This is a genomic window from Rhizobium sp. 268, from assembly GCF_036571585.1.
In the GTDB taxonomy this organism is placed as follows: Bacteria; Pseudomonadota; Alphaproteobacteria; order Rhizobiales; family Rhizobiaceae; genus Rhizobium; species Rhizobium redzepovicii.
This window is the reverse complement of the sequence record NZ_JAPPSO010000015.1, coordinates 32559-56514: the sequence shown is the minus strand read 5'-3', so window position 1 is coordinate 56514 and position 23956 is coordinate 32559. Positions and strand designations below refer to the sequence as shown.

Genomic DNA, 23956 nt, shown 5'->3' with positions numbered 1-23956 from the left:
AATTCCAGCAAAAGTGCGCTGCGGTTTTGCGTTCGGAAATTGCGTGAGAACAAAGAGATAGAGAATTTCCGTCATTCGGAAAAACGAAAATTCTCTAAGAGGGAGAAAATTCATGACTGCCACCCCCACCGAAATCGTCGCGCCGCCGCCGCGCCGGAAGATGAACATCCTGTTCGGCCTGACCCTGATCGGGTTGCTGATCTTCCTCTGGATCGTACTCGGCTTCGTCACCGCTAGCTTCTGGACGCCGCTCAACATTTCCAACCTGCTGCGCCAAGGCGCGATGACGGCAATCCTCGCACTCGGCCAGACCTTCGTCATCATCACCGCCGGCATTGATCTGTCGGTCGGCGCGATCGTCGGCTTTTGCACCGTCATCATCGCCTGGCTGTTGCAGGCGGGGGTGCCGCTCTGGGGAGCGATCGTGCTGACGCTCGCCATCGGTGTGGCGATCGGCGCCTTCCACGGTTTCGGCATTGTCCATATGGGCCTGCCGCCCTTCATCATCACGCTGGCAACGCTGACATCGCTGCGCGGCATTGGCCTGCTGATCACCAACGGTTCGACGATCAGCATCACCGATGAGGGTTTCAGCAATTTCGCCCGCGCCGATTTCCTCGGCATTCCGAGCCTGTTCTGGATGGTCATCCTGGTGGCGGTGCCATCCTTCGTGTTCCTGCATCTCAGCCGCTGGGGCCGTTATCTCTTCGCCGTCGGTTCGAATGCGGAAGCTGCCCGCCTTTCCGGCGTCAACGTCAAGGGCATGATCTACCTCGCCTATATCCTGTCGGCCGGCTTTGCCGCCTTCGTCGGCGTGCTGCTCGCCTCGCGCATCGCCATCGGCAATGCGACGCAGGCCGACGGCTGGGAATTGCAGGCGATCGCCTCCTCTGTCATCGGCGGCACCAGCCTGTTCGGCGCGGTCGGCTCGGTGCACGGGCCGCTGATCGGCGCCTTCATCCTCGCCACCATCAACAACGGCGCCAACCTTCTGAACGTCAACTCCTTCTGGCAGCGCATCATCACCGGTCTCTTGATCATCGTGATCGTCTTCTTCGACCAGCTGCGCCGCCGCAAGAGCAATTGAGAAACTCAGAGAAGCCGGTCGCACAGGCCGGCTTCTTCAATTTCCAGGAATGCGAGACCTGTCATGAAAGCAGTTGTTTGCCGCGAACCCGGCGTGCTCGAGATCGTCGAGCGGCCATCTCCCGCCGCACCGGCGCCCGGCTGGGTGCGCCTGGCGGTCAGCCATGTCGGCATCTGCGGCACGGATTATCATATCTTCGAGGGCAAACACCCTTTCCTCGAATATCCCCGGGTGATGGGGCACGAGATCTCGGCGACGGTCATCGCAGCCGGCGACGGCGTAACGCTTGCGGCCGGCACACCTGTTATCGTCAACCCCTATCTCTCCTGCGGCCAATGTGTCGCCTGCCGCCAGGGCAAGCCGAATTGCTGCACCAACATCAAGGTGCTCGGCGTCCATACCGACGGTGCCTTCTGCGAGGAGATTTCTGTTCCGGCAGGCAATCTCTATCCCGCCAAGGGCCTCAGCCTGGAGGCGGCGGCGACAACGGAATTTTTGGCGATCGGCGCCCACGCGGTGCGCCGCTCGCTGGCCGGCGCCGGCGCGCGCGCCCTCGTCATCGGCGCCGGCCCGATCGGCCTCGGCGCGGCGATCTTCTCGCGCATTGCCGGTCACGAGGTGACGCTGCTCGATACCAGTGCCGAACGACTGCAGATGGCATCGGAGCGCTTCGGCTTTACCTCCGGCATCGTCGCCGGTGAGAAAACCTTAGAGGCTGTGCGGGAAAAAACCGATGGCGACGGTTTCGACGTCGTCTTCGACGCCACCGGTTACGGCCCGTCGATGGAAAAAGCCTTCTCCTTCGTCGCCCATGGCGGCGCATTGGTGCTGGTCAGCGTCGTCAAGGACGATATCCGCTTCTCCGACCCGGAATTCCACAAACGCGAGATGATGGTCATCGGCAGCCGCAACGCCACCCGCGTCGATTTCGAGCATGTGGTCGATTCGATCGCCAAGGGGCTGGTGCCGGTGGATAAACTGATTACCCACCGGACGGCGCTGGCCGATACGCCGCAAGATCTGGCGCGCTGGGCGCATGAGAAGAGCGGGTTGATCAAGGCGGTGATCAGGGTTGGAGATTAGGGTAAGACGGTAGCATGCACGTGGAGTGCGTCGTGGATACTCGGGTCAAGCCCGAGTATGACGGAGGGTGGGGAAACCACGCGGCAAGGGCCGGGACGCTTGGAGCAATTCCATCAAAGGTGGGCGCCCGTTTTATGTCCGGGATCGCGTAAAAATAGGGAAAACCCGCGGTCCCAATTTGCTTGTCGTTTGGTGTCTACGGCACCTACTTGCCGCAGCGCCCACACCACACTCCGTCGTCCTCGGGCTTGACCCGAGGACCCATGCCGCAAGCACTGCATTCGCGTTTCAAAATCGCAAAACGCTTTCCGTCCGGAATTGCGAGACCGCTAACGCTCCATTGACGCAATCGCCCTGCACATCTCCCTGACCACCGCACTATCCGTCCGGTTCGCGCTTTTCGCCTCGAAACCAAAGGCGACCGCGCAGGGGTCGGCGCTTTCCACAGGTGAGCTGCAGGATCCATGGACCTCGCGGGCGCCGGTTGCCTGCAAGATGGCGGTGACATTGGCGGGGCGGATGCCGCTGCCGGGCATGATGGATATGCGGCCGGCGGCCCTTGCCGAGAGGCGTTTCAGGGTTTCGGTTCCGTCGGCCGCCTTCGGCGCGCAGCCGGATGTCAGGATGCGCTCAACGCCGAGTTCGACCGCCTGTTCCAGCGCCTGATCGGCATCCGGCACCAGATCGAACGCCCGATGCAGCGTCGAGCCGAGGCCTGTCGCATGCGCCTTCAGGCGGTGGATCAGCGGCATGTCGAGCGTACCATCAGGCCGGTTGGCGCCGATGACGACCCCGGCCAGGCCTGCGGCGCGCACGGCGTCGATATCGAGCATCATCGCTTCCTCGTCCGCCCTGTCGAAGATGAAGGGACCGGCATGCGGGCGGATCATTGCGTAGACGCGAATACGCGCCCTGGCGGCGATCCGCATCAAGCTCGGCAGCGGCGTCAGACCGCCGAGCTCCAGCGCCGAACAAAGCTCGATGCGGTCGGCGCCGCCCTCGATGGCGGCGGCGAGGCCATTGGCGCTATCCACGCACACTTCCAGCAGGATCGTCATGCCGCGCTCTCCCTAACTCTTTCGGTCTGCGCGACAGGCTCAGACGTGATTCTCGCCGCCGCCTCGATGATGACGGCGCAGGCATCGGCGGCGGCTTTGCGATGATTGAAGGCGACGTGATAGGACATCGGCAGATGTTCGTCGAGATCGACAATGCGCACCTTATCAGCGATCGGCATGGCGCTGACGCGGCCCAAGAAGGAAACGTAGCCGTGATTGGCGACGAGGTCGACGATCACGGGCAGCGAATCCGCCGCAGTGATATCCTGGCTGCGGAACCGCCGGTTTGGGCCACGCTCATAGCTGAAGGCCATGGCCGCGTGGCCGAGGCCGGTGCGCGGGCTCGGCATGCAGATGGCATGGCCGGCGACGAGATCGGCGACATTCGTTTCGGTGCTATCCGGCGGCGCGATCACCACCATGTCGGTCTGCAGCAGCTCGCGATGGCGGAAGCTTTCCAGCCCGAAGACCGAATCCAGGATGGCGACATCGATGCGGCCACTCTTTAGCGCCTCGCGCAGATCGTCGGCGGTCATCGAGACCAGCGATATCGCATTGTTGCTGCGCCGCGCATTCCATTCCGAAACCAGCGAACCCAGGCAGCGCGCCACCCAGCTTTCCGATCCCGTGGGGATGATCGAGCCGATGCGCAGCGACCGGACGGTGCGCCGATATCGCTCGTCGGCCGAAGACTTCAGATCGTTCCATGCCTGGCTGATCGCCGTGAAGACCTGGTAGGCGCGCCTGCCCTCCTCCGTCAGCACCGAGCCCTGCGCCTGCCGCTCGAACAGGCGGCCACCCAGAAATTTCTCCAGGTTGGCAAGCTGAAGCGAAAGCTGCGGCTGACCCAGGCCAAGACGGCGGGCGGCGCGATTGATGCTGCCCTGATCGGCGACTTCGAGAAAGCGCTCCATCGTGACGATCTTGAGGGGAATGCGCGATGCCCAGGCCGCGTGGGCATCGGCGGCCGCAGCGTCATGACCGGCGAATTGACCGAGTTCGCCGATTGCCGCCGTGATCGGCACCAGTCCCTCCAGCACCCTGCCGCTGGCGAGCAGCGTCACCAGCTCGCCGGAGGCGCGTTCCGTCAGCTTCATCGCCAGCTCTGTTTCGAGATGGCGGATGGCCGTCGAGACAGTAGAGGGCGACAGCTGGAAGCGCCGCGCGGTCTCGCGCACCGAACCGGAGGTCAGCACATGGTGGCTTATGAACAGGGCGCCGAGATGCAAAAGGGCTGGCTCCGGAAAGCGCTGGAAAAACCGGACGATATGATGTGTTCACGAAAAAAGATATCCCTGCATCGTAAGAGGCGGGCTATCGTTTCCGTCATAGAAAAATCCGGGCGGCGGCAATCCGCAACAGAGCACCGGACCACCGCGGAAACACGCAAGGGGACAAAAACAAATCGCGCCGGCCCTGGAAAAGGGAATGCGTTTCCACGCGTGGAGATGCATTCGCCGCCATAATCGTGCCGCGACTGCAAATACTGGAGGGGGCTTGCATCGATTTTTCGGGCGTGCACGCTATTTCCATGACGCACGCAATTCCGGCATGGTGGCGACGTCGTCGCGCTGGCTGGCGAACTTCTGTGCGCAGAGCTCCCGCTCGGAGCTTGCGCACCTGCATAATGCAGCAATTCAAAGTGCTAACAGTGTCAACCAAGGGGATATTCCATGCTGAAGAAACTCGCACTCGCCGTCTCGCTCTCCGCCTTCGCGGCGGGTGCGTCTCACGCCGCGGATGTCGTCGTCTCGTCGAAGATCGACACGGAAGGCACGCTGCTCGGCAATGTCATTGCGCTTGCGCTCGAAGCCAACGGCATCAAGACGCAGGACCGCATCGCGCTCGGCGCCACGCCGGTCGTGCGCAAGGCGATCACCGCAGGCGAAATCGACATCTATCCGGAATATACCGGCAATGCCGGCTTCTTCTTCAACAAGGCCGACGATGCCGCCTGGAAGAATATCGACCAGGGTTACGAGCTGGCGAAGAAGCTCGATTACGACGCCAACAAGATCGTCTGGCTGACGCCGTCGCCTGCCAATAACACCTGGGCGCTCGCCGTGCGCAGCGACGTCGCGGAACCGAACAAGCTGAAGAGCCTCACGGACTTCGGCAAATGGGTCGCCGGCGGCGGTGCCGCCAAGCTGGCGGCGTCTGCCGAATTCGTCAATTCAGCCGGCGCGCTTCCCGCCTTCCAGACGACCTACGGCTTCCAGCTGAAGCCCGACCAGATGGTCGTTCTCTCCGGCGGCGACACGGCGGCGACGATCAAGGCGGCCGCCGACCAAACCAACGGCGTCAACACCGCCATGGTCTATGGCACGGATGGCGCGATCGAAGCGGCCGAGCTCACCGTTCTCGAAGACGACAAGAACGTGCAGCAGGTCTATGCGCCGACGCCGATCATCCGCGAAGAGGTGCTGAAAGCCAATCCGAAGATCGAGGAAGTGCTCTCGCCGATCTTCAAGAGCCTGACCGCCGACGAGTTGCGCAAGCTCAATGCCAAGATCCAGGTCGACGGCGAGCCGGCGAAATCCGTCGCTGAAGCCTATCTCAAGGAAAAAGGCTTCCTGAAATAATCATCACTCGCTCCGCCCGATTGCGGGCGGAGCCCCCTCTGCTGATAGGGTTGGCCGGACGGGATTGCTCAGACAGGGTTGATTTGATGGAAGAAACCTCAGCGGTCCGCAGGCTGGACCGGCTCGGCGTGGTTCTGGTGGCGGGCGGCATTGCGGCGACGGCACTGATGCCGTTCATCTATGTCAAGGCGAACCGCATCGCCGCCGGCAAGCCGATGCTGCTGACGCAGCTTCTTCCCCAGCCTTCCGTCATCTTCCTGACCGTGCTGCTTATTCTCACGGCCTTGGCGACGCTGTTTCTCCGCAATGCTCTCGCCCGGCTCGTGATCGCCACACTCTGCCTTGCGGCGCTGGTCGTTGCGATCGGCCTCGTCTCGACGGCGGCGACACCGCCCGGCAGCACGGTGGCGCGGATGACGCCCGGCGGCGGCTTCTGGGTGCTGTTTGCGGTGATCGGGCTCGTCATCTCGGATGCGCTGGTGAAAATAAGGCTGGCGCCCTGGATGCGGGTCGCGGCCCTTGCGGGCTACACCGCGCTGCTCTTCATCTCGCTCGCCTCCGGCCTGCTCGACAGCCTGTCGATCATGAAGGAGTTCTCGACGCGGGCGCCGCAGTTCGAGACGGAAGCGATCTCGCATCTGCTGCTGGCCTTCGGTTCGCTCGCCATCGCCATCATCCTCGGCCTGCCGCTGGGCATCCTCTGCTTCTGGGTGCCGAAGCTGCGCGCCATCGTGCTGCAGGGCCTCAGCCTCATCCAGACGATCCCCAGTCTTGCGCTCTTCGGCCTGTTGATGCTGCCGCTCGGTTATCTCGCCACCCATGTGGCGCTGGCATCGGCCATCGGCATTCGCGGCATCGGCACGGCGCCCGCCTTGATCGCGTTGGTGCTCTATTCGCTGCTGCCAATCGTTGCCAACACCGTCGTCGGCCTGCAGGGCGTCGACCCCTCGGTGCGCGATGCCGCGGCCGGCATGGGGCTGACGCGCCGGCAGATCCTCACCGGCATCGACATGCCGCTTGCCTTTCCGGTCATCCTCACCGGCATCCGCATCGTGCTGGTGCAGGCGATCGGCATGGTGACGATCGCCGCGCTGATCGGCGGCGGCGGCTTCGGCATCTTCATCTTCCAGGGACTCGGCCAGACGGCCATGGACCTCGTCCTGCTCGGCGCCGTGCCGACCGTCTTCTTCGCCTTCTCATCGGCCGTCATCCTCGATGCGGTCATCGACAGTATCCGGGGATCCGCCGCATGAGCATGATCGAGATCAGGAACGTCACCAAGCGCTATGGCACGGCCACCGTCGTCGACAATGTCTCGATGCAGGTCGAGAAGGGCGAGATTACCGTCATCGTCGGTACCTCCGGCTCCGGCAAATCGACACTGATGCGGATGATCAACCGGCTGGTGCCGATCACCGAGGGCGAGATTTTCGTCGGCGGGCAGAATGTGATCGACGTCGAGGTGACGGAGCTTCGCCGCAAGATCGGCTATGCGATCCAGGGGCACGGGCTCTTCCCGCACCGCACCGTGGCGCAGAATATCGCCACCGTGCCGCAGCTTCTCGACTGGGATTCGGCCCGTATCGCCAGACGGGTCGAGGAACTGCTTGGATTGTTCAACCTCGATCCGGCAACTTTCGCCGACAAATATCCGCACCAGCTTTCCGGCGGCCAGCAGCAGCGCGTCGGGGTCGCCCGGGCACTGGCGGCCGAGCCGGAACTGCTGTTGATGGACGAACCCTTCGGCGCGCTCGACCCGGTCATTCGCGGCAAGGCGCAGGACGATCTCTTGGCGATCCAGAAGCAGTTCGGCACCACCATCATCCTCGTCACCCATGACATGGACGAGGCCTTCCATCTCGGCAACCAGATCGCGGTGATGAGCCAGGGCCGGCTGCTGCAATGCTCGACGCCGGAAAAGATCCTCACCGAACCCGCCGACCCCTTCGTCCAGCAATTGACCGGCACCTCCGACCGGGCGCTGAAGTTGATGTCGCTGCTGCCGCTGAAAGAAAGCATGGAGCCGGCCAAAAGCGGTCTCGCCTATGCCCTGTCGCAATCGCTCAGCCTGCGCGATGCGCTCGCCGAAATGATCTGGCAGGGCGTCGACGAGGCGGCGGTGCAGGATGGCGAGAAGGCGCCGGTGGGATCGATCTCGATGAGTCGGCTGCTCGAACTGGGCCGCAAGGCATGAAACTCGTCGTCGCCAATCTCTTCCGCCTGGCGGCGCTCGCCCTTCTGCTCATCCTGCTGTTCAGGACCGAGTGGCTGTCCTTCCTGCTCGTGCCGCTGACCAGCAACAATGCGCCCGCCGTCTATACGCAGAACAGCCTTGCCTCGCTCGCCGTCGGCCATCTGCAGCTGGTGATCGGATCGATTGTCTGCAGCGCCGTGCTCGCCGTTGCCGGCGGTATCTTCGTCACCCGCGAGAGCGGCGCCGACTTTCTGCCGCTGTCGCGGGCGATCGCCAATGCCGGGCAGACCTTTCCGCCGGTCGCGGTGCTGGCGCTTGCCGTTCCGGCCACCGGCTTCGGCGCCATGCCGACGCTGATCGCGCTGTTTCTCTACGGCCTGCTGCCGATCTTCGAAAACACCGTCGCCGGGCTGAAGCAGGTGTCGCCGCAGGTTCTCGACGCCGCCGACGGCATGGGCATGGGTGCCACGCAGCGGCTGTTGCGGGTCGAGCTACCACTTGCCCTGCCGCTGATCCTCGAAGGGCTGAAGGTTGCCACCGTCATCAATATTGGCACGGCGACGATCGGCTCGACGGTGGCGGCCAAGGGCCTCGGCGAGGTGATCATTGCCGGACTGATTTCCGACAATACCGCCTTCATCCTGCAGGGCGGGCTGATCGTCGGCCTGATGGCGGTGCTGATCTATGACGCCATGGGCCTTGTCGAAGCGGCGATCACCCGAAGAATCGGCTTGCGCCCGGCGTGAAAGGACCGCTACCAAGGCTGCGGTGATCGATTCCACGGGAGGACGCCATGGCGAAGATGATCCACTCGATGATCCGTGTTCTCGACGAGGCGCGCTCGGTCGAATTCTACAGCAAGGCCTTCGGCCTTTCGGTCGCCGACCGCGTCGATTTCGAAACCTTCACGCTGATCTATCTCAGCAATGCCGAGACCGGCTTCGAACTGGAGCTGACCGTCAACAAGGGCCGGACCGAACCCTACGATCTCGGTAACGCCTATGGCCATCTCGCCGTCTCGGTCGAAGAGGTGGCGATCGAGCGCGAGCGGCTGTCAAAGCTGGGGCTGAAACCCGGTCAGCTGGTGGAGCTCAACCGCGACGGCAAGCTCTTCGGCCTGTTCTTCTTCATCAGCGATCCCGACGGCTACAAGATCGAAGTGCTGCAGCGCCACGGCCGGTTTCTCTGACCCACAATGCGCCGTGACCGATTGCGGCGCCCTTCCAACGACACCTCACCCCCCAGTTTCGAGCGGCATAAATCAGGAGCCCGCATGATCGAGAAGACCACGCTGAATTCCGGCTGGACACTCCACTGCAACGATACAGGAAGGCCCGGCCTGCCGGAATCGATCCCTGCAACCGTGCCGGGATGCGTGCATCTCGACCTTCTCGCCAGCCGGCTGATCCCCGACCCCTATATCGACGTCAACGAGATCACAAACGACTGGATCGGCAAAACCGACTGGACCTATCGCTGCACGTTCGAGGCCGCGCCTGAGGACGGCAAGATCCAGGAGCTGATCTTCGACGGGCTCGATACCATCGCTGTGATCGCGCTGAACGGCGAAGAAATCGGCCGCAGCTTCAACATGCACCGCACCAATCGTTTTGATGTTTCCGGGCTGCTGAAAACAGGCGCCAACGAACTCACCGTCACCTTCCGCTCCGCCTATGCCTATGGCGCGGAGATGGAGAACCATTACGGCTACCGGCCCAACAACTATCCGGGACCGGGCAATCTGATGCGCAAGATGGCCTGCAATTTCGGCTGGGACTGGGGCCCGACGCTGGTGACGGCGGGCCTGTGGAAACCGGTCAGGCTGGAAAGCTGGGATCGGGCGCGGCTCGGCGAGATAAGGGTTTCGGCAAGCCTTGCCGGTGGTGACGGGCTGGTGAAGGTCCATGCCCGGCTGGCGCGGCATGGCGAGGGGGCGGCCTGCCGGCTCACCGCTACAATCGGCGACGTGACCAAAACGGTGGCGATCGGCGCCGGCGAAGACGAGGTTTCTTTCGAGCTTACCCTCCCCTCGCCGCAGCTCTGGTGGCCGCACCATCTCGGCGCGCAGCCGCTTTATTCCCTGACGCTTGAGCTCGTCGACGATGCCAGCGGCGATCTGCTCGACGCTGACGAGCGCGAGCTGGGTTTCCGCTCGCTGAGGCTCGACACCTCGGCCGACGCGCACGGCTCGGCCTTCACCTTCGTCATCAACGACGTGCCGCTGTTCATCGCCGGCGCGAACTGGATTCCCGATGATTGTTTCCCCTCGCGGGTGACGGCTGAGCGTTATGGCGCGCGGATCGAGGAGGCCAAGGCCGCCAATATCCATATGCTGCGCGTCTGGGGCGGCGGCATTTTCGAGCGCGACGAATTCTACGAAGCCTGCGACCGCATGGGCATGCTGGTCTGGCAGGATTTCCTGTTTGCCTGCGCGGCCTATCCGGAGGAGGAGCCACTGAGGAGCGAGGTCGAGGCAGAGGTGCGCGACAATGTCGTGCGGCTGATGCCACATGCCTCACTGATCCTCTGGAACGGCAACAATGAGAACATCTGGGGCTTCGACGAATGGGGCTGGCGGCCGATCATCAAGCCGGGTGAAAGCTGGGGGCTCGGCTATTATCTCGACCTGCTGCCAAGACTTTGCGCCGAACTCGATCGCGACCGGCCCTATTATCCCGGCAGCCCCTATTCCGGCTCGATGGAGATCGAACCCAATGCCGACGCACATGGCTGCAAACATATCTGGGACGTGTGGAACGATGTCGGCTACGAGGTCTACCGCAACTATATCCCGCGCTTCTGCTCCGAATTCGGCTGGCAGGCGCCGGCCGCCTGGGCGACGATCGCCGAAAGCGTTCATGACACGCCGCTGACGCCGCAATCGAACGGCGTCTTCCATCACCAGAAGGCGACGCAGGGTAATGACAAGCTGATCCGCGGCCTTGCCGGCCATTTGCCGGAGCCACGGACGATGGACGACTGGCACTTCGCCACCCAGCTCAACCAGGCCCGCGCCATCCGCTTCGGCATCGAGCACATGCGCTCGCATCGGGAGATCTGTAGGGGTGCGGTGGTCTGGCAGTTCAACGATTGCTGGCCGGTGACCTCCTGGGCGGCACTCGATTCTGCCGGTCGCCGCAAGCCGCTCTGGTATGCGCTGAAGGCCGCCTATGATCCGCGTCTCTTGACCATCCAGCCACGCGGCGACGGGCTTTCGGCGGTGGCGGTCAACGAGAGAACGCTGTTCTGGCGGGCAAAGATCAGCGGAAGGCGTTTGACGCTCGACGGCACTGTGTTGGGCGAATTCGAATTCTGGCGTCTGCTCTGCGACCGCTTCGCGGCGAAGGAGTTTCCGCTGCCCGAAGATATCGTCAGGCCCGGCTTACCGAACGAGGAAGTCATCGTCGTCGAGATGCTCGACAGGCGGGCTTTTCACTATTTCGTCGAGGATATCGCGCTTGCCCTGCCGGCGCCGCGGCTGAGCGTCGATGTCGCAGCGATCAATGGCGGGTATGCCGTGAAGGTGAGGGCTGATAATTTCCTCAAGGATCTCTGCCTGATGGCGGATCGGCTGGATCCGGACGCGGTGGTCGACACGATGCTGGTGACGCTGCTGCCGGGCGAGAGCCATGTGTTTTCGGTGACGACGGGGAAGACGATCGTCGCGGAGGACATCACGATCGGCACCGTGTTGCGGTCGGCCAATGATCTTGTGGCGGGGCGCTGAAAAGGGCCGCCACAACATCTCGATTCCCTCTTCTCCCCTTGGGGAGAAGGTACCCGTAGGGCGGATGAGGGGGCCGGAAACGCCGGTCTTTCCTGCAATCCTCGTGCGGATGCGATGCGCTGCAATCGGGTTGATTGGCGCCTTGGGCACGGCGTATGGGCATAGTTTGGGGTGAGGTGTGCCGTGTAGCCCCCTCATCCGCGTGCCGGCACTTCTGCCCGACGGGAGAAGAGGACATGCCGTGATCTCTCCGTTCCTCGCACCCTTTGTAAGGCAGGTCTTCTGCCGCCAAACAGCAAAAAGGCCCCGCATCGCACGGGGCCCTTCCAGCTCAGCCTAGCGGACGACGTTACATCCAGTAGGGCGGCACGCCATAGTAATCGTAAACTCGGCGGCCATTGTCGTTGTACCAGCTGTCGTCATCGTCCGCATAGCTCGGGGCGCCTTCGATCTGTTCCTTGGTCAGGTCGATGCGATAGCCATCCAGCTGCGTGTCGTAGTTCAGCTTTTCCCAGGGCAGCGGATAGTGATCGTGGCCAATGCCGAGGAAGCCGCCAAAGCTCAGCACGGCATAGGCGACGCGGCCGTCAAGCTTGCCGATGATCAGACGTTCGATGGAGCCGATATGCCTGCCATCGGCACCATAGACACGGGTGCCTTCGACGCGGTCGCTGGCGATCAGCGAATGCGTGCTTTTGGCGTCCGGGTCACGGCGGTTGGCGTCAGTTTCCTGATTGAGCATGATGCATCTCCTTTGGGTTTCCTCGGATTGGGTATGCAAGATCAACGTCATCGCGGGTTCAAAGTTCCCCCTCTCCGGCACGATTGCGCAATCGGCGAATGTTGACGTTTACGTCAAGGTTAGTATAGCTTCATTCGGCTTGAACCATTCGAGCAATGGCATAAGCTGCCGGACTGGAAGATGGAGGATCTTTCGGTCAGTCTGCCGACCGATCGTCGGCGCGGCGGCCGCAAGGGAGAGAGACACGATGAACAGCATTTCCGTCCATCCGAACGGAGCCAAGCCTGAAAAACCCTGGCTTGCCGCCTATCCGGATGTGGTTCCGGCCGAGCTTCCGCCGCCGGAACATGCCTCGCTGGCGGAACTGCTCGAAAAATCCTGCGCCCGTTACGCCGACCGCACCGCCTTTGCCAGCATGGGCAAGGCGATGAGCTACCGCGAGCTGGAGAGTCAGACGCGCAAAGTCGCCGCCTGGCTGCAGAGCACGGGCCTTCAAAAGGGCGACCGCGTCGCGGTGATGATGCCGAACGTGTTGCAGAACCCGGTCGCCACCTATGCCATCCTCAGGGCCGGTCTCGTCGTCGTCAACGTCAACCCACTCTATACGCCGCGCGAACTCGAACATCAGCTGCGCGATTCCGGCGCCAAGGCGATCTTCGTGCTGGAGAATTTCGCCCGCACGGTGGAGCAGGTCCTGAACAAGACCGACCTTCGCCATGTCGTCGTCACCTCGCTCGGCGAAATGCTGGGGCTGAAGGGGCTGATCGTCAATTTCGCAGTGCGCAAGGTGAAAAAGCTCGTTCCCTCCTGGTCGATCCCGCAGCACAAGAGCTTCGGCCAAGTGCTGCGCGAAGGGGCGAATAAAACCCTGCAGCCGGTCACGCTTGCCGGCGGTGATATTGCTTTCCTGCAATATACCGGCGGCACGACGGGCGTTGCCAAGGGCGCGGTGCTGACGCATGCCAATCTGCTTGCCAACAAGTTGCAGCTGTCGCTCTGGCTCAGATCGGCCTTCGAGCGCAAGAAACAGCCCGAGGTGCTGAATTTCCTCTGCGCCCTACCGCTCTACCACATCTTCGCGCTGACGGTGAATTCGCTGATGGGCATGTCTCTCGGCGCCCGCAATATCCTGATCGCCAATCCGCGCGACATTCCCGGTCTAGTCAAGGAATTCGGCAAGTCAGATGTCCATATCTTTCCCGGCCTCAACACGCTGTTCAATGCGCTGATGAACAATGCCGAATTCGCCAAGCTCGATTTCTCCCCGCTGATCATGTCGCTCGGCGGCGGCATGGCCGTGCAGCGTCCGGTCGCCGAACGCTGGCTGAAAATAACGGGCACGGCGGTGACCGAGGGCTACGGCCTTTCCGAGACATCGCCGGTCGCCACAGCCAACCGCTTCGATTCGCCGGAATTCACCGGCTCGATCGGCCTGCCGATGCCCTCAACCGATCTCGATATCCGCGACGAAGACGGAAAATCGCTGCCGCTCGGCGAGGTCGGTGAGATCTGCATTCGCGGGCCGCAGGTGATGGCCGGCTATTGGCAGAAGCCGGAGGAGACGGCGCGGGTGATGACCGAAGACGGTTATTTCCGCTCGGGCGATATGGGTTTCATGGATGCGCGCGGCTATACCAAAATCGTCGACCGCAAGAAGGACATGATCCTGGTTTCGGGCTTCAACGTCTATCCGAACGAGATCGAGGAGGTCGCCGCCATGCATGTAGGCATCCTCGAGGCAGCCGCCATCGGCGTGCCGGACGGGCATTCGGGCGAGGCGGTCAAACTCTTCGTGGTCAGGAAGGATCCGAACCTGACGGAGGCCGAGGTGAAGGCCCATTGCATCGCCAACCTCACCAATTACAAACGCCCGCGCTTCATCGAATTCCGCACCGAGTTGCCGAAGTCGCCGGTCGGTAAGATCCTGCGCAAGGACCTGCGCGGCTGAGTTTGACGATCTGATGAAATTAGAGCCTTTCCTGGTCAGATTGAAGCATTCTGTTGGCTCAAACGGAGTCGGATGGTCGACCGGCCGGCGCGCGTCGTAGCCCAGTTCTACGGCCAAGCCGGCCGGTCGATCAGCCGGCCCGTTTCAGCCAACCCTCCCGGAGATTTGCCAGGCAAATCTGCAAGACTTTAAAGCGCCGGACGCACGTATCGCTTCGCCACGGCGAAGCGGTGCGGCCGGTGGGCCGGGCATGTTTCCGCCAGGATCAGAGGCGATCGGCTCGGACGTACCTTGCGGTATGCCCATCGCCAATCGCCTCTGCCCTGACGAAAACCTGCTCCGGCAGAATGCTTCAAGCTGACCAGGAAAGGCTCTAAAAGCCAGCCGCTTGCCGCGGGTGGCTTTTTTCATATTGGAGCGGCGGCTGAACTTGATTTAGGCCCGATAAAGCGAATAGTTTCCGCAACCTTTCCGCCTCCAAAGGAGCCTCCCATGAACGCCATCGTCGAACAGCTGAAAAGCACCGCCGCCGCCACCAAGGCGACCGATCTTCGTGCGGCCTTCGCCGCCGATTCCAAGCGTTTTTCGCGCTTCTCCGTCTCGCTTGATGACCTGCTGATGGATTTTTCCAAGACGGCAGTGAACGACGACATCCTCAAGCTGCTGGTGAAACTCGCCGAAGAAGGCGGCGTCGAGAAGAAGCGCGAGGAGATGTTCTCCGGCAAGGCGATCAATTTCACCGAGGACCGCGCCGTTCTGCACACTGCACTGCGCAACCGCTCCAACACGCCGGTTCTGGTCGACGGCAAGGACGTCATGCCGGATGTCAACGCGGTGCTGGCCGCCATGGGCAAATTCGCCGGCGGCGTCCGCTCCGGTGCGCTGAAGGGTGCAACCGGGAAGGCGATCACCGACGTCGTCAATATCGGCATCGGCGGCTCGGATCTCGGCCCCGTGATGGCGACGCTGGCGCTTGCTCCCTTCCATGACGGCCCGCGCGCCCATTTCGTCTCCAATATCGACGGCGCCCATATCGCCGATATCCTCAAGCTGGTTCAGCCGGAAACGACGCTGTTCATCGTCGCCTCGAAGACCTTCACCACCGTTGAGACAATGACCAATGCGCAGACGGCGCGCAATTTCATCGCCAAGGCGCTCGGCGAAGCGGCCGTGCAGCACCATTTCGCCGCCGTTTCGACGGCGCTCGACAAGGTCGCCGCCTTCGGCATCGACAGCGCCCGCGTCTTCGGCTTCTGGGACTGGGTCGGCGGCCGCTACTCGATCTGGTCGGCGATCGGCCTGCCGCTGATGATCGCCGTCGGCCCGGAGAATTTCGGCAAGTTCCTCGACGGCGCCCATGCCGTCGACAATCATTTCCGTCAGGCGCCGGTTGCCGAAAACCTGCCGATGCTGCTCGGCCTGATCGGCTTCTACCATCGCAATGTGCTCGGTTATCCCACCCGCGCCATCCTGCCCTATGACCAGCGCCTGTCGCGCTTTCCTGCCTATCTGCAGCAGCTCGACATGGAATCGAACGGCAAGGGTGTGACCATCGACGGTACGCCGGTCGAGGGCAATTCCGGGCCGGTCGTCTGGGGCGAGCCCGGCACCAACGGCCAGCACGCCTTCTATCAGCTCATCCATCAGGGCACGAGCATCATCCCCGCCGAATTCATGATCGCCGCCAACGCCTTCGAGCCGGAGCTGCGCCACCAGCACCAGCTGCTGATCTCCAACGTTCTCGCCCAGTCGGAAGCGCTGATGAAGGGCCGCACCTTCGATGAAGCCAAGAAGCAGCTGACCGACAAAGGAATGGACGACAAGAAGGCCGATTTCATCGCCCCGCACCGCGTCTTCCAGGGCAACCGGCCGTCGATCACCTTCGTCTACGACAAGCTCACCCCTTACGCCCTCGGCCGCCTGATCGCGCTCTACGAACACCGCGTCTTCGTCGAAGGCGTGCTCTTCCGCATCAACTCCTTCGACCAGTGGGGCGTCGAGCTCGGCAAGGAACTGGCGACCGGCCTGCTGCCTGTCGTCGAGGGCAAGGAGAGCGCGGCTGGCCATGATTCCTCGACGCAGGGGCTGGTCGCAGCGCTGTCGAAGCTCGCGAAGTAAGCACTCGAGGCAGCCGCCTCATCTTAACGCAAGAGGCCGGGCAGACGTTTATGCCCGTCCTCCGACGGCCCCATTCCTGGGAGCGGCGTCCCGCGGCGGGCTGTGACCCGCGCAGGCCATCCACGGGCCGACATCGCGACGAGCGCCGACATCATCATCACAGCCGCAAATGTTGAACGGATATCAGTAGGATCTGGTGCGCCGCCGCACAGACGCTCGTCGTGCGGAAGCGGATGAAATGTTCTTCTAATGGAAAATTATAGAAGGAATTCTTTCATTTCTCGGCAATCACCCTAGATTTAAGCAAATTCTGTGCAGGGGCTGCTTCCCAAGACATGGCCTATCAAGCCTGGGACGACGCTCCGTTCCATCAATCCCATCGGCCGATGAGCAGGCGCTTCCATAAAAAGCTGAACCGCTCTCAGGCAAAGGAACTCCATGAGCCGTCTTGTCGTCGTGTCCAATCGTGTTCCCGTGCCGAGCAAAGATGGGGGTGCTGCTGCCGGCGGCCTTGCCGTCGCGCTACAGGCAGCCTTGCAGGAGCGCGGCGGCATCTGGATGGGGTGGTCGGGAGAGTCGAGTGGCGACAGGGAACCGGGCGCGCTGTCACAACTGCAGAAGGGCAACATCACCTATGCCCTGACCGACCTCACCGACACCGACGTCGAAGAATACTATCGCGGCTTTGCAAACCGCGTTCTCTGGCCGATCTGCCACTACCGCCTGGATCTCGCCGAATATGGCCGGAAGGAAATGGCCGGTTATTTCCGCGTCAACCGCTTCTTTGCACACCGGCTGGCGCCGCTGATCGAGCCTGATGATATTATCTGGGTTCACGATTACCACCTCATTCCACTGGCGGCCGAACTGCGCCAGATGGGGCTGAAGAACCGGATCGGCTTCTTTCTGCATATCCCCTGGCCGCCGGCGGACATTCTCGTCACCATGCCGGTCCACGAGGAAATCATGCGCGGGCTCTCGCATTACGATCTCGTCGGCTTTCAGACCGACTACGACCTGCAGAACTTCGCGGGCTATCTCAGAAGGGAGGGCATCGGCGACGACCTCGGCAACGGGTTGTTCGATTCGCACGGGCGGGTCTTCAAGGCCGGCGCCTATCCGATCGGCATCGAAACCGCTGGATTCGCCGATTTCGCCGAAAAAGCCGCAAACAACGTCATGGTTCAGAAGACCCGGCGCAGCATTGAAGGCCGCGACATGATCATCGGCGTCGATCGGCTCGATTATTCGAAGGGCATCATTGAGCGGCTGGAAGCGTTCGAGCGCTTCATCGCCAGCAATCCGGCCTACCAGAACAAGGTGACCTTTCTGCAGGTCACGCCGAAATCGCGATCCGAAGTTCCCGAATACGAGCAGATGCAGAAGATGGTCGCCGAACAGGCCGGCCGCGTCAACGGCGCCATCGGCACGGTCGACTGGGTGCCGATCCGCTATGTCAATCGATCGATCAGCCGCAATGTGCTCGCCGGGCTCTTCCGCTTGGCGACGATCGGGCTGGTCACGCCGCTGCGCGACGGCATGAACCTCGTCGCCAAGGAATATGTCGCCGCCCAGGATCCGGATCGCCCGGGCGTGTTGGTGCTGTCTCGCTTTGCCGGCGCGGCCAGGGAGTTGAAGGGCGCGCTGCTGGTCAATCCCTACGATGTCGAAGGCACCGCCAATGCGATTGCGCGAGGGCTCGCCATGTCGCTTGAGGAGCGCCGTGACCGCTGGAGCATGATGATGGAACATCTGCTTTCGCACGACGTCTCGCTCTGGTGCGAAAATTTCCTGCGGGACCTGGTGACCGTTCCGAGTTCCGACCGGAGCGGGGCTGGCGTGCCCTGACCGACCAGCCGGGCGCGCCCCCGCGCTTGGCGCGAGAGACAGGATGTCGAGACGTTGCGGCATATCCTCTTCCCCCCTCGGGGAAGAAGGTGCCGGCAGGCGGATGAGGGGGCCGCCCGGAACAATATAAAACTTATCGCGAAACGCCGTGCTCTAGGCTTGAACAAGGTCGAAACGATTCCAACGCCGCCGATCCCGCAGCAGCGTTGTGAAGACCGGCTTCGCCGGCCCCTTTCATCCGCCCTACAGGCACCTTCTCCCCGCTGGGGGAAGAGGGAATCGAGAGGTGGGCCCTGCCTTAAAGCCCGATCTCACGCGCCCAAGGCGGGTTGGCGCCGGCACGCGACACGGTGACGGCCGCCGCCTTCGCACCCAGTGTCAGGGCGTTGCGCACCGCCTGTTCGTCGAGCGAGGCGACCTGCGGCTTGGTCAGCAGGCCGTCCATCTTCAGCGAGGCCAGGACGCCGGCATCGAAGGTGTCGCCGGCGCCGACGGTGTCAACGACCGTGACGCGTTCGCTCGGCACCGTCACCTTGCGATCCCTGGTATAACCGCAGGCGCCTTCGGCGCCCTTGGTGATGACGACGAGCTTGGCGCCGTGGGCGAGCCAGTGGGCGGCGAGCGTGTCGTGGTCGCCCGAAAGACCGAACCAGTCGAGATCCTCATCGGAGAATTTCACGATGTCGGATTTTGCCGCCATGCGCTTGATGCGGGCCATATACGCCGGCTTGTCCTTGATGAAACCGGGGCGGATGTTCGGGTCGAGCGAAATGACACGTTTGGCTGCCTCGCGGTCGAGCAGCGCTTCGTAGGTTTCGCCGCAGGGGCTCGGGATCAGGCTGATGGCGCCGAAATGCAGCGCTTCGCAATCGTCGCCAAGGGTCGGCAGGTCGGCCGTGGTGATCATGCGGCCGGCCGTGCCTTCGTCGTAGAAGGCATAGGTCGCCTGGCCGTTGACGAGCTTGACGAAGGCGATCGTCGAGGGGCGCTGGGTGATGGCGCAGGGGCTGTAATCGACATTGCTCGCCTTCAGCGTCGCAAGCAGGATTTCGCCCATCATGTCGTCGGCGATGCCGGTGAAGAAGGCAGTGGGAATGCCGAGGCGGCCGAGCGCGATGGCGGTGTTGAAAATCGCGCCGCCAGCATAGGGCGCAAAGCCCTTTTCGCCAAGGGTCGTATCCCTCGGCAGCATGTCGATCAAGGCTTCGCCGCAGCACAAAATCATCGAATTTCTCCCAACAGCACTGATATGTTCATCAACCGATTAAGCGGGCTTTTGTCAACCGCTTAGAGCGAAAGCTCGCTGACGCCACCGTTGCGTCCCGACCAGGCGAGCGGCGCATCGAGGAAAGCCTCGACCTCTTCAAGCGTCTTGTCGTCGAACAGCTGCCGCTCCTTGGCAACAGCCAGAACATTGCGCCAGGTGGCGATATGATGGAGCCGGACCTTGCCGTCGTCAAAGCGCTGTTGGCCGAAGATGCCGTAGAAGAACAGCGCAATGCCGTGATCGACAATGCCGCCCGCGGCCCGCACCGCATCGATGAATTTGAACATGCTGCCGCCGGCCGTCGTCAGATCCTCGATGACCAGCACGCGCGACCCTTCCGGCATATTGCCTTCGATCTGGGCATTGCAGCCATGGCCCTTCGGCTGTTTGCGGACATAGATCATCGGCAGGCCGAGGCGGTCGGCAAGCAGGGCGGCGAAGGGAATGCCGGCGGTCTCGCCGCCGGCGATGCAATCGAACTGCTCGAAACCGGCATCGCGCAGCAGGGTGCTGGCGGCGAAATCCATCACCGTCGAGCGGATGCGCGGAAAGGAGAGCAGCTTGCGGCAATCGATATAGACCGGGCTCGCCATACCGGAGGCAAGTTTGTAAGGCTGGGCGGCATTGAAATGCACCGCCTTGATCTCCCAGAGCATCTTGGCCACCAGTTCGGCCATAACGGCACGGTCGGGAAATGTCGTCTGGATCATGCGGGCTCTCCTTCAGCTTTGTGTCACCGGCAATAGCAGCAAGAGCCCATCGTTTCCAGACGCAGGCGCGGCTATTCCAGCAACAGACGGCCGATATCGGGGCCCTGCATCTTCTTGAAGAGGGCAATCGCCGCATCGCCCTCCTCCGGATCCAGCGAAACGGCATAACGCACGGCAGCGGCGATGAGCTGCATGGTCAGCCGGGCGATCGCCAGAAGCTTGCTGCGGTCACGCTCCGGCCACAGGCGGACGAGCACGGCGAGCAATGCCTGGGCATGGAATTCCATGTCCTCGGCATCGATCTGCTGCAGTTGCTTGTCGGTATGGGTCGCATGCCAGATGTCCCGCATCACCGGCTCGCGGCGGAAAAAAGCGTAATATTCGTCGGCGATGTTGGCAAGCGCGCCGGTGAGCGCCGCAGCGTCGGTCACCTCAGCCAGTTCCGCCTCCACGCAGCGCCTGCCCTCCTCGTTGAAGCGCTCGGTCAATGTGCGGATGATCGCGCTCTTGTCGGGAAAATATTGGTAGAGCGCGCCGAAGGAGAGGCCGGCCCTTTCGACGATCTCGCTCATCTTCAAGCCATCGCTGCCATGGCTTTCGATCAGCTCGGAGGCGACGGCGAGGATCTTTTCGAAGCGGTCACGACCGCGCTGCTGGCTCGGGATCCGGCGCGGCTGGCCGGAATGCTGCTGATTGCGCCTGCGCGTTGCGACCGGCTGTTCCGACATCCCCTGCTCCTTCGGCGGTTGACAAATAAAATAAGAGAGTTTATCTCATTTTGCAAATAAGAGAGTTTCTCTTGTTTTGTTCCTTGGAAGGAGCTTCGACATGCAGTTCGTCCTCATCCTCTCGCTCGTCGCCGCAGCCATCGGGAGCGGCCTCGTCGCCGGCATCTTCTTCGCCTTCTCGACCTTCATCATGACCGCCTTCTCGCGCATCCCGGCCGAGCAGGGCATTGCGGCGATGAACTCGATCAACGTGACGATCGTCCGCTCGCCCTTCATGGCGCTGTTCGTCCCGACGGCAATCCTCTGCATCGTCATCGCAGTGCTGGCGCTGATGAACTGGCGCGGCAGCGCATCCGCGCTGATGCTGACAGGCGCCGCCCTCTATGTCTTCGCCTCCTTCCTCTCGACCATCATCTTCAACGTGCCTATGAACGATGCGCTGGAAAAGGTCAGCGGCAGCGGGCCGGAGGCAGTCGGGCTCTGGGCGACCTATCTCAGGGACTGGACGTGGTGGAACCATGTGCGGACAGTGGCCTCGCTGCTGGCTTCGATGGCCTTCGTCAGGGCGTTGATGGTCGTTTGAGAAGGCGGCATTGCGACACGTCTCTTCTCGCCAGCGGGGAGAAGGTGCCGGCAGGCGGTTGAGGGGGTGAGCGGCAAAGCCCGAATGCACGGAGCGCACGCGAAGGGCAATAAATGCTGTGCCCGTGTAGCCCCCTCATCCGACCCTTCGGGCCATCCTCTCGCCGCTGGGGAGAGGAGGGAGTCCAGCGCCCGCGCCTATCTCTGCTCGCAAAAGGCGATGCGGTTGCTGAAGGGGTCGGTGACGGTCATCTCCAGGCCCCAGGGGGCTTCCTCCACGCCGGGCTTCATGTAGCGGTAGTCCTTGCCGGCGAGCTCGGCGTGGTAGGCCCGGACATTGGCGACGCGGACGAATGCTTTGGCGCCGGGGCTGGCGTCGCCGGAATGTTCGCTCAAGTGCAGCGCCATGCCATCGCGGGAGACCTGGCAATAGAGCGGGAAATTCTCGCCGAAGCGATGCTCCCAGTCGAGATGGAAACCGAGAAAGCCGCAGTAGAACTCCATGGCTTTCTCCACCGAGAAGATGCGGAAGATCGGCATCGGCGGCTCGATGCCGATTGCGGAGCGGGACGCACCCGCGGCATCGATCCTTGCCGAGAGGATATTCCATTGCTCGAGCCCGAATTGCCGGGCGACGATTTCGAGCGTCTCGCTGTGGGTGAGGGAAATGTCGCGGTCGGCAAGGGCCTGCCGCAACGTCTTTGCCATGAGTTTGGCATCGCGAAAATCGCGCATATGTCATCCTTCCATCGGCGGCAAACAGGACGATCAGTGCCCGCGTCTGCTGACCCGTTCGCCATCGATCGCCAAACGGCAAGGGATGTGAAGGATGGTTTGGATGCATTCACCATAACGCCAAACTGTCAAACGTCGGGCGTCGCGGGGCGGCTGGCCGCATCCGGCCAGGGGCGATATTATGAGGGGAGAGGTCAGGAATCAAGACGCCGTGCGCGACGCCTCGACCGGAACCGCCTGCAGGTGGCCGGCAAGCTCGACCCGGTTGCGACCGCCCCGCTTGGCGGCGTAGAGCGCCTTGTCGGCGGCACTCAGCATGGCGTCGAAATCCAGGCTCTTGGCGCGCCCGGGCGCAACGCCGACGCTGACGGTGCATTTCAGCACCTCGTCATCGATATCGATCTCGCGCGCCTCGAAAGCCTCGCGGATGCGCTCGGCCGCCAGTTCGGCCCGGCCGGGCATGGTTTCCTTCAGCACCAGCGCGAACTCCTCACCGCCCAACCGTGCGGCGATGTCACCGGCGCGGCAATGGGTGGCGAGTTCGCCGGCGAAGGCCTTGATCACTCGGTCGCCGCTCGCATGGCCGAAGCGGTCGTTGACCGATTTGAAGTGGTCGATATCGAAGACGATGACGGCGGTGGTCGAGCCCATCGGGCGCGTGCCGTATTGATCGAACAGGGCGCGGCGGTTGAGCAGCCCGGTCAGCGGATCGGTGATCGCCTCGAGACGATGGCGGGCGGCAAGCCGCCACTGATGCAGCGCCAGCGACAGGGCGCCGATCCCGGTCATGCCGGCGATGCAGACGGCAAGGCTCAGATCTTCGGCCCAGTTGCTCGGCGCCTTGCCGAGCACCAGCTTGCCGTCGGAGATCAGCACGGCGGCGCAAAGCACGAAGGAGATCCCCGTCAGCGTATAGAGCGCCGTGATCCCGAGGATCGGCGCCGGCGCCTCGGCGCGGGCGAGCCAGTATTGCCGGGCGGTGGCAAAGAGCAGCAGGGCAATGGCAACATTGTCAGCGATGAAGGCCAAGCCGTCATAACCCAATATCAGCGGCACGATGGAGAAGGTCATCGCCGCCACGGCGCGGATCGCAATGCCCGGCAAGGGCAGACGGCCGGTGAGAAACTGTCGGCCGGCACCCCAGATGGTGGCGAAACCGGCATGGAACAGTACGAAATTGGCAATGCCAAACCCTATCTCCGGCCTGTCCACGTAGGCGCTGTAGACAAAAATGCCGCTGACGACGAAGACCAGGCCGACGGTGGCGGTGAGCAGCACGGTTTCGACTCGGCGGACGAGCCAGCCGCCCATCAAGGTCACGGCAAGGCATGCCGTCGAGACGCCGAGCGCCAGCAAGAGGGAGTTATAGTCAAGCATCATGCTTTTCAGCCTCCGCAGGTGGTTTCCCGCCGGATGATCGGCAGCCTATGTCCGCGTGAGAAATGTCTTATGCATCCGTTAACAAATGATGCATTGCACAATGAAAATGTTATGCGCCTAACGTCGGCGCACAACTTTAATGAATATTCTATTTAAAATTGATTACG

At 62.5% G+C, this 23956-nt stretch carries 21 protein-coding genes; 13 read left to right on the top strand and 8 right to left on the bottom strand.

The window, feature by feature from the left end; all coding sequences use genetic code 11:
• The first annotated feature begins 112 nt into the window (after positions 1–112).
• On the top strand, positions 113–1087 hold the full coding sequence (locus OS035_RS26160; RefSeq protein WP_097624751.1) for an ABC transporter permease: 975 nt from the start codon (positions 113–115) through the stop codon (positions 1085–1087).
• A 63-nt stretch (positions 1088–1150) separates the two neighbouring features.
• Complete coding sequence (locus OS035_RS26155; RefSeq protein ID WP_097624750.1) at positions 1151–2170, top strand: zinc-binding alcohol dehydrogenase family protein; 1020 nt, start codon at positions 1151–1153, stop codon at positions 2168–2170.
• 329 nt (positions 2171–2499) lie between these two features.
• Here OS035_RS26155 and OS035_RS26150 read toward each other — a convergent pair whose 3' ends face one another.
• Together OS035_RS26150 and OS035_RS26145 are read right to left on the bottom strand one after the other, a co-directional pair.
• Positions 2500–3228 carry a copper homeostasis protein CutC gene (locus OS035_RS26150; protein WP_097624749.1) on the bottom strand — a complete coding sequence of 243 codons (729 nt, stop codon included), beginning with the start codon at positions 3226–3228 and terminating at the stop codon, positions 2500–2502.
• Positions 3225–4457 carry a LysR family transcriptional regulator gene (locus OS035_RS26145; RefSeq protein ID WP_097624748.1) on the bottom strand — a complete coding sequence of 411 codons (1233 nt, stop codon included), beginning with the start codon at positions 4455–4457 and terminating at the stop codon, positions 3225–3227. The genes OS035_RS26150 and OS035_RS26145 overlap by 4 nt, the downstream gene beginning before the upstream one ends.
• On the opposite strand from OS035_RS26145, the gene OS035_RS26140 reads away from it, so the two are divergent.
• The 7 genes from OS035_RS26140 (at position 4425) to OS035_RS26110 (ending at position 11731) form a co-directional block, all read left to right on the top strand.
• Positions 4425–4694: a hypothetical protein gene (locus tag OS035_RS26140; RefSeq protein WP_179867086.1), complete on the top strand. Its 270-nt coding sequence runs from the start codon at positions 4425–4427 to the stop codon at positions 4692–4694. The two genes, OS035_RS26145 and OS035_RS26140, sit on opposite strands and share 33 nt — an antisense overlap.
• A 207-nt stretch (positions 4695–4901) precedes the next feature.
• Complete coding sequence (gene osmF / locus OS035_RS26135) at positions 4902–5810, top strand: glycine betaine ABC transporter substrate-binding protein OsmF (protein WP_097624747.1); 909 nt, start codon at positions 4902–4904, stop codon at positions 5808–5810.
• 86 nt (positions 5811–5896) lie between these two features.
• Complete coding sequence (locus OS035_RS26130) at positions 5897–7063, top strand: ABC transporter permease (protein WP_097624746.1); 1167 nt, start codon at positions 5897–5899, stop codon at positions 7061–7063.
• Entirely contained in the window at positions 7060–8004 is a 945-nt protein-coding gene (locus OS035_RS26125) for an ABC transporter ATP-binding protein (protein ID WP_097624745.1), read from the top strand. Before OS035_RS26130 ends, OS035_RS26125 begins: the two co-directional genes overlap by 4 nt.
• Complete coding sequence (locus tag OS035_RS26120; protein WP_097624744.1) at positions 8001–8750, top strand: ABC transporter permease; 750 nt, start codon at positions 8001–8003, stop codon at positions 8748–8750. The genes OS035_RS26125 and OS035_RS26120 overlap by 4 nt, the downstream gene beginning before the upstream one ends.
• 47 nt (positions 8751–8797) lie before the next feature.
• Positions 8798–9193, top strand: coding sequence for a VOC family protein (locus OS035_RS26115; RefSeq protein ID WP_097624743.1), 396 nt, complete (start codon positions 8798–8800; stop codon positions 9191–9193).
• Positions 9194–9277: 84 nt separating this feature from the next.
• Positions 9278–11731 carry a glycoside hydrolase family 2 protein gene (locus OS035_RS26110; protein ID WP_097624742.1) on the top strand — a complete coding sequence of 818 codons (2454 nt, stop codon included), beginning with the start codon at positions 9278–9280 and terminating at the stop codon, positions 11729–11731.
• Between the two features lie 349 nt (positions 11732–12080).
• Here OS035_RS26110 and OS035_RS26105 read toward each other — a convergent pair whose 3' ends face one another.
• On the bottom strand, positions 12081–12473 hold the full coding sequence (locus OS035_RS26105; RefSeq protein WP_003588818.1) for a PRC-barrel domain-containing protein: 393 nt from the start codon (positions 12471–12473) through the stop codon (positions 12081–12083).
• A 247-nt stretch (positions 12474–12720) separates the two neighbouring features.
• Between OS035_RS26105 and OS035_RS26100 the strand changes: the two genes are divergently transcribed.
• From OS035_RS26100 to otsA, 3 genes are all read left to right on the top strand, one after another.
• Positions 12721–14421: a long-chain fatty acid--CoA ligase gene (locus OS035_RS26100; protein ID WP_097624741.1), complete on the top strand. Its 1701-nt coding sequence runs from the start codon at positions 12721–12723 to the stop codon at positions 14419–14421.
• Between the two features lie 492 nt (positions 14422–14913).
• On the top strand, positions 14914–16539 hold the full coding sequence (gene pgi / locus OS035_RS26095; RefSeq protein ID WP_331814233.1) for a glucose-6-phosphate isomerase: 1626 nt from the start codon (positions 14914–14916) through the stop codon (positions 16537–16539).
• A 438-nt stretch (positions 16540–16977) separates the two neighbouring features.
• A complete protein-coding gene (otsA, locus tag OS035_RS26090) occupies positions 16978–18387 on the top strand; it encodes an alpha,alpha-trehalose-phosphate synthase (UDP-forming) (protein ID WP_331814232.1) in 1410 nt (469 codons plus the stop codon).
• Between the two features lie 298 nt (positions 18388–18685).
• On the opposite strand, the gene OS035_RS26085 is transcribed toward otsA, so the two are convergent.
• The 3 genes from OS035_RS26085 to OS035_RS26075 form a co-directional block, all read right to left on the bottom strand.
• Complete coding sequence (locus OS035_RS26085) at positions 18686–19612, bottom strand: carbohydrate kinase family protein (RefSeq protein WP_331814231.1); 927 nt, start codon at positions 19610–19612, stop codon at positions 18686–18688.
• Between the two features lie 62 nt (positions 19613–19674).
• Positions 19675–20364 (bottom strand): orotate phosphoribosyltransferase, encoded by a 690-nt coding sequence (locus OS035_RS26080; protein ID WP_331814230.1) that lies wholly within the window; start codon positions 20362–20364, stop codon positions 19675–19677.
• A 71-nt stretch (positions 20365–20435) separates the two neighbouring features.
• On the bottom strand, positions 20436–21092 hold the full coding sequence (locus tag OS035_RS26075; RefSeq protein WP_331814229.1) for a TetR/AcrR family transcriptional regulator: 657 nt from the start codon (positions 21090–21092) through the stop codon (positions 20436–20438).
• A gap of 100 nt (positions 21093–21192) precedes the next feature.
• Here OS035_RS26075 and OS035_RS26070 point away from each other — a divergent pair, with 100 nt between their 5' ends.
• The gene (locus OS035_RS26070; protein ID WP_097624735.1) at positions 21193–21675 is read left to right on the top strand and encodes an anthrone oxygenase family protein; all 483 of its coding nucleotides are present in this window, start codon (positions 21193–21195) and stop codon (positions 21673–21675) included.
• A 197-nt stretch (positions 21676–21872) separates the two neighbouring features.
• On the opposite strand, the gene OS035_RS26065 is transcribed toward OS035_RS26070, so the two are convergent.
• The gene (locus tag OS035_RS26065; protein WP_097624734.1) at positions 21873–22409 is read right to left on the bottom strand and encodes a glyoxalase superfamily protein; all 537 of its coding nucleotides are present in this window, start codon (positions 22407–22409) and stop codon (positions 21873–21875) included.
• Between the two features lie 201 nt (positions 22410–22610).
• Positions 22611–23789, bottom strand: coding sequence for a GGDEF domain-containing protein (locus OS035_RS26060; RefSeq protein WP_331814228.1), 1179 nt, complete (start codon positions 23787–23789; stop codon positions 22611–22613).
• Positions 23790–23956 lie beyond the last annotated feature (167 nt).

Bases quoted from the DNA above. Each gene is read 5' to 3' on its own strand.
- OS035_RS26100 (WP_097624741.1), top strand. From the start codon at position 12,721: ATGAACAGCATTTCCGTCCATCCGAACGGAGCCAAGCCTGAAAAACCC.
- OS035_RS26115 (WP_097624743.1), top strand. From the start codon at position 8,798: ATGGCGAAGATGATCCACTCGATGATCCGTGTTCTCGACGAGGCGCGC.
- OS035_RS26080 (WP_331814230.1), bottom strand. From the start codon at position 20,364: ATGATCCAGACGACATTTCCCGACCGTGCCGTTATGGCCGAACTGGTG.
- pgi (WP_331814233.1), top strand. From the start codon at position 14,914: ATGAACGCCATCGTCGAACAGCTGAAAAGCACCGCCGCCGCCACCAAG.
- OS035_RS26085 (WP_331814231.1), bottom strand. From the start codon at position 19,612: ATGATTTTGTGCTGCGGCGAAGCCTTGATCGACATGCTGCCGAGGGAT.
- osmF (WP_097624747.1), top strand. From the start codon at position 4,902: ATGCTGAAGAAACTCGCACTCGCCGTCTCGCTCTCCGCCTTCGCGGCG.
- OS035_RS26060 (WP_331814228.1), bottom strand. From the start codon at position 23,789: ATGATGCTTGACTATAACTCCCTCTTGCTGGCGCTCGGCGTCTCGACG.
- OS035_RS26070 (WP_097624735.1), top strand. From the start codon at position 21,193: ATGCAGTTCGTCCTCATCCTCTCGCTCGTCGCCGCAGCCATCGGGAGC.
- OS035_RS26065 (WP_097624734.1), bottom strand. From the start codon at position 22,409: ATGCGCGATTTTCGCGATGCCAAACTCATGGCAAAGACGTTGCGGCAG.
- OS035_RS26140 (WP_179867086.1), top strand. From the start codon at position 4,425: ATGGTGGCTTATGAACAGGGCGCCGAGATGCAAAAGGGCTGGCTCCGG.
- OS035_RS26150 (WP_097624749.1), bottom strand. From the start codon at position 3,228: ATGACGATCCTGCTGGAAGTGTGCGTGGATAGCGCCAATGGCCTCGCC.
- OS035_RS26110 (WP_097624742.1), top strand. From the start codon at position 9,278: ATGATCGAGAAGACCACGCTGAATTCCGGCTGGACACTCCACTGCAAC.
- OS035_RS26155 (WP_097624750.1), top strand. From the start codon at position 1,151: ATGAAAGCAGTTGTTTGCCGCGAACCCGGCGTGCTCGAGATCGTCGAG.
- otsA (WP_331814232.1), top strand. From the start codon at position 16,978: ATGAGCCGTCTTGTCGTCGTGTCCAATCGTGTTCCCGTGCCGAGCAAA.
- OS035_RS26075 (WP_331814229.1), bottom strand. From the start codon at position 21,092: ATGTCGGAACAGCCGGTCGCAACGCGCAGGCGCAATCAGCAGCATTCC.
- OS035_RS26160 (WP_097624751.1), top strand. From the start codon at position 113: ATGACTGCCACCCCCACCGAAATCGTCGCGCCGCCGCCGCGCCGGAAG.
- OS035_RS26105 (WP_003588818.1), bottom strand. From the start codon at position 12,473: ATGCTCAATCAGGAAACTGACGCCAACCGCCGTGACCCGGACGCCAAA.
- OS035_RS26125 (WP_097624745.1), top strand. From the start codon at position 7,060: ATGAGCATGATCGAGATCAGGAACGTCACCAAGCGCTATGGCACGGCC.
- OS035_RS26130 (WP_097624746.1), top strand. From the start codon at position 5,897: ATGGAAGAAACCTCAGCGGTCCGCAGGCTGGACCGGCTCGGCGTGGTT.
- OS035_RS26120 (WP_097624744.1), top strand. From the start codon at position 8,001: ATGAAACTCGTCGTCGCCAATCTCTTCCGCCTGGCGGCGCTCGCCCTT.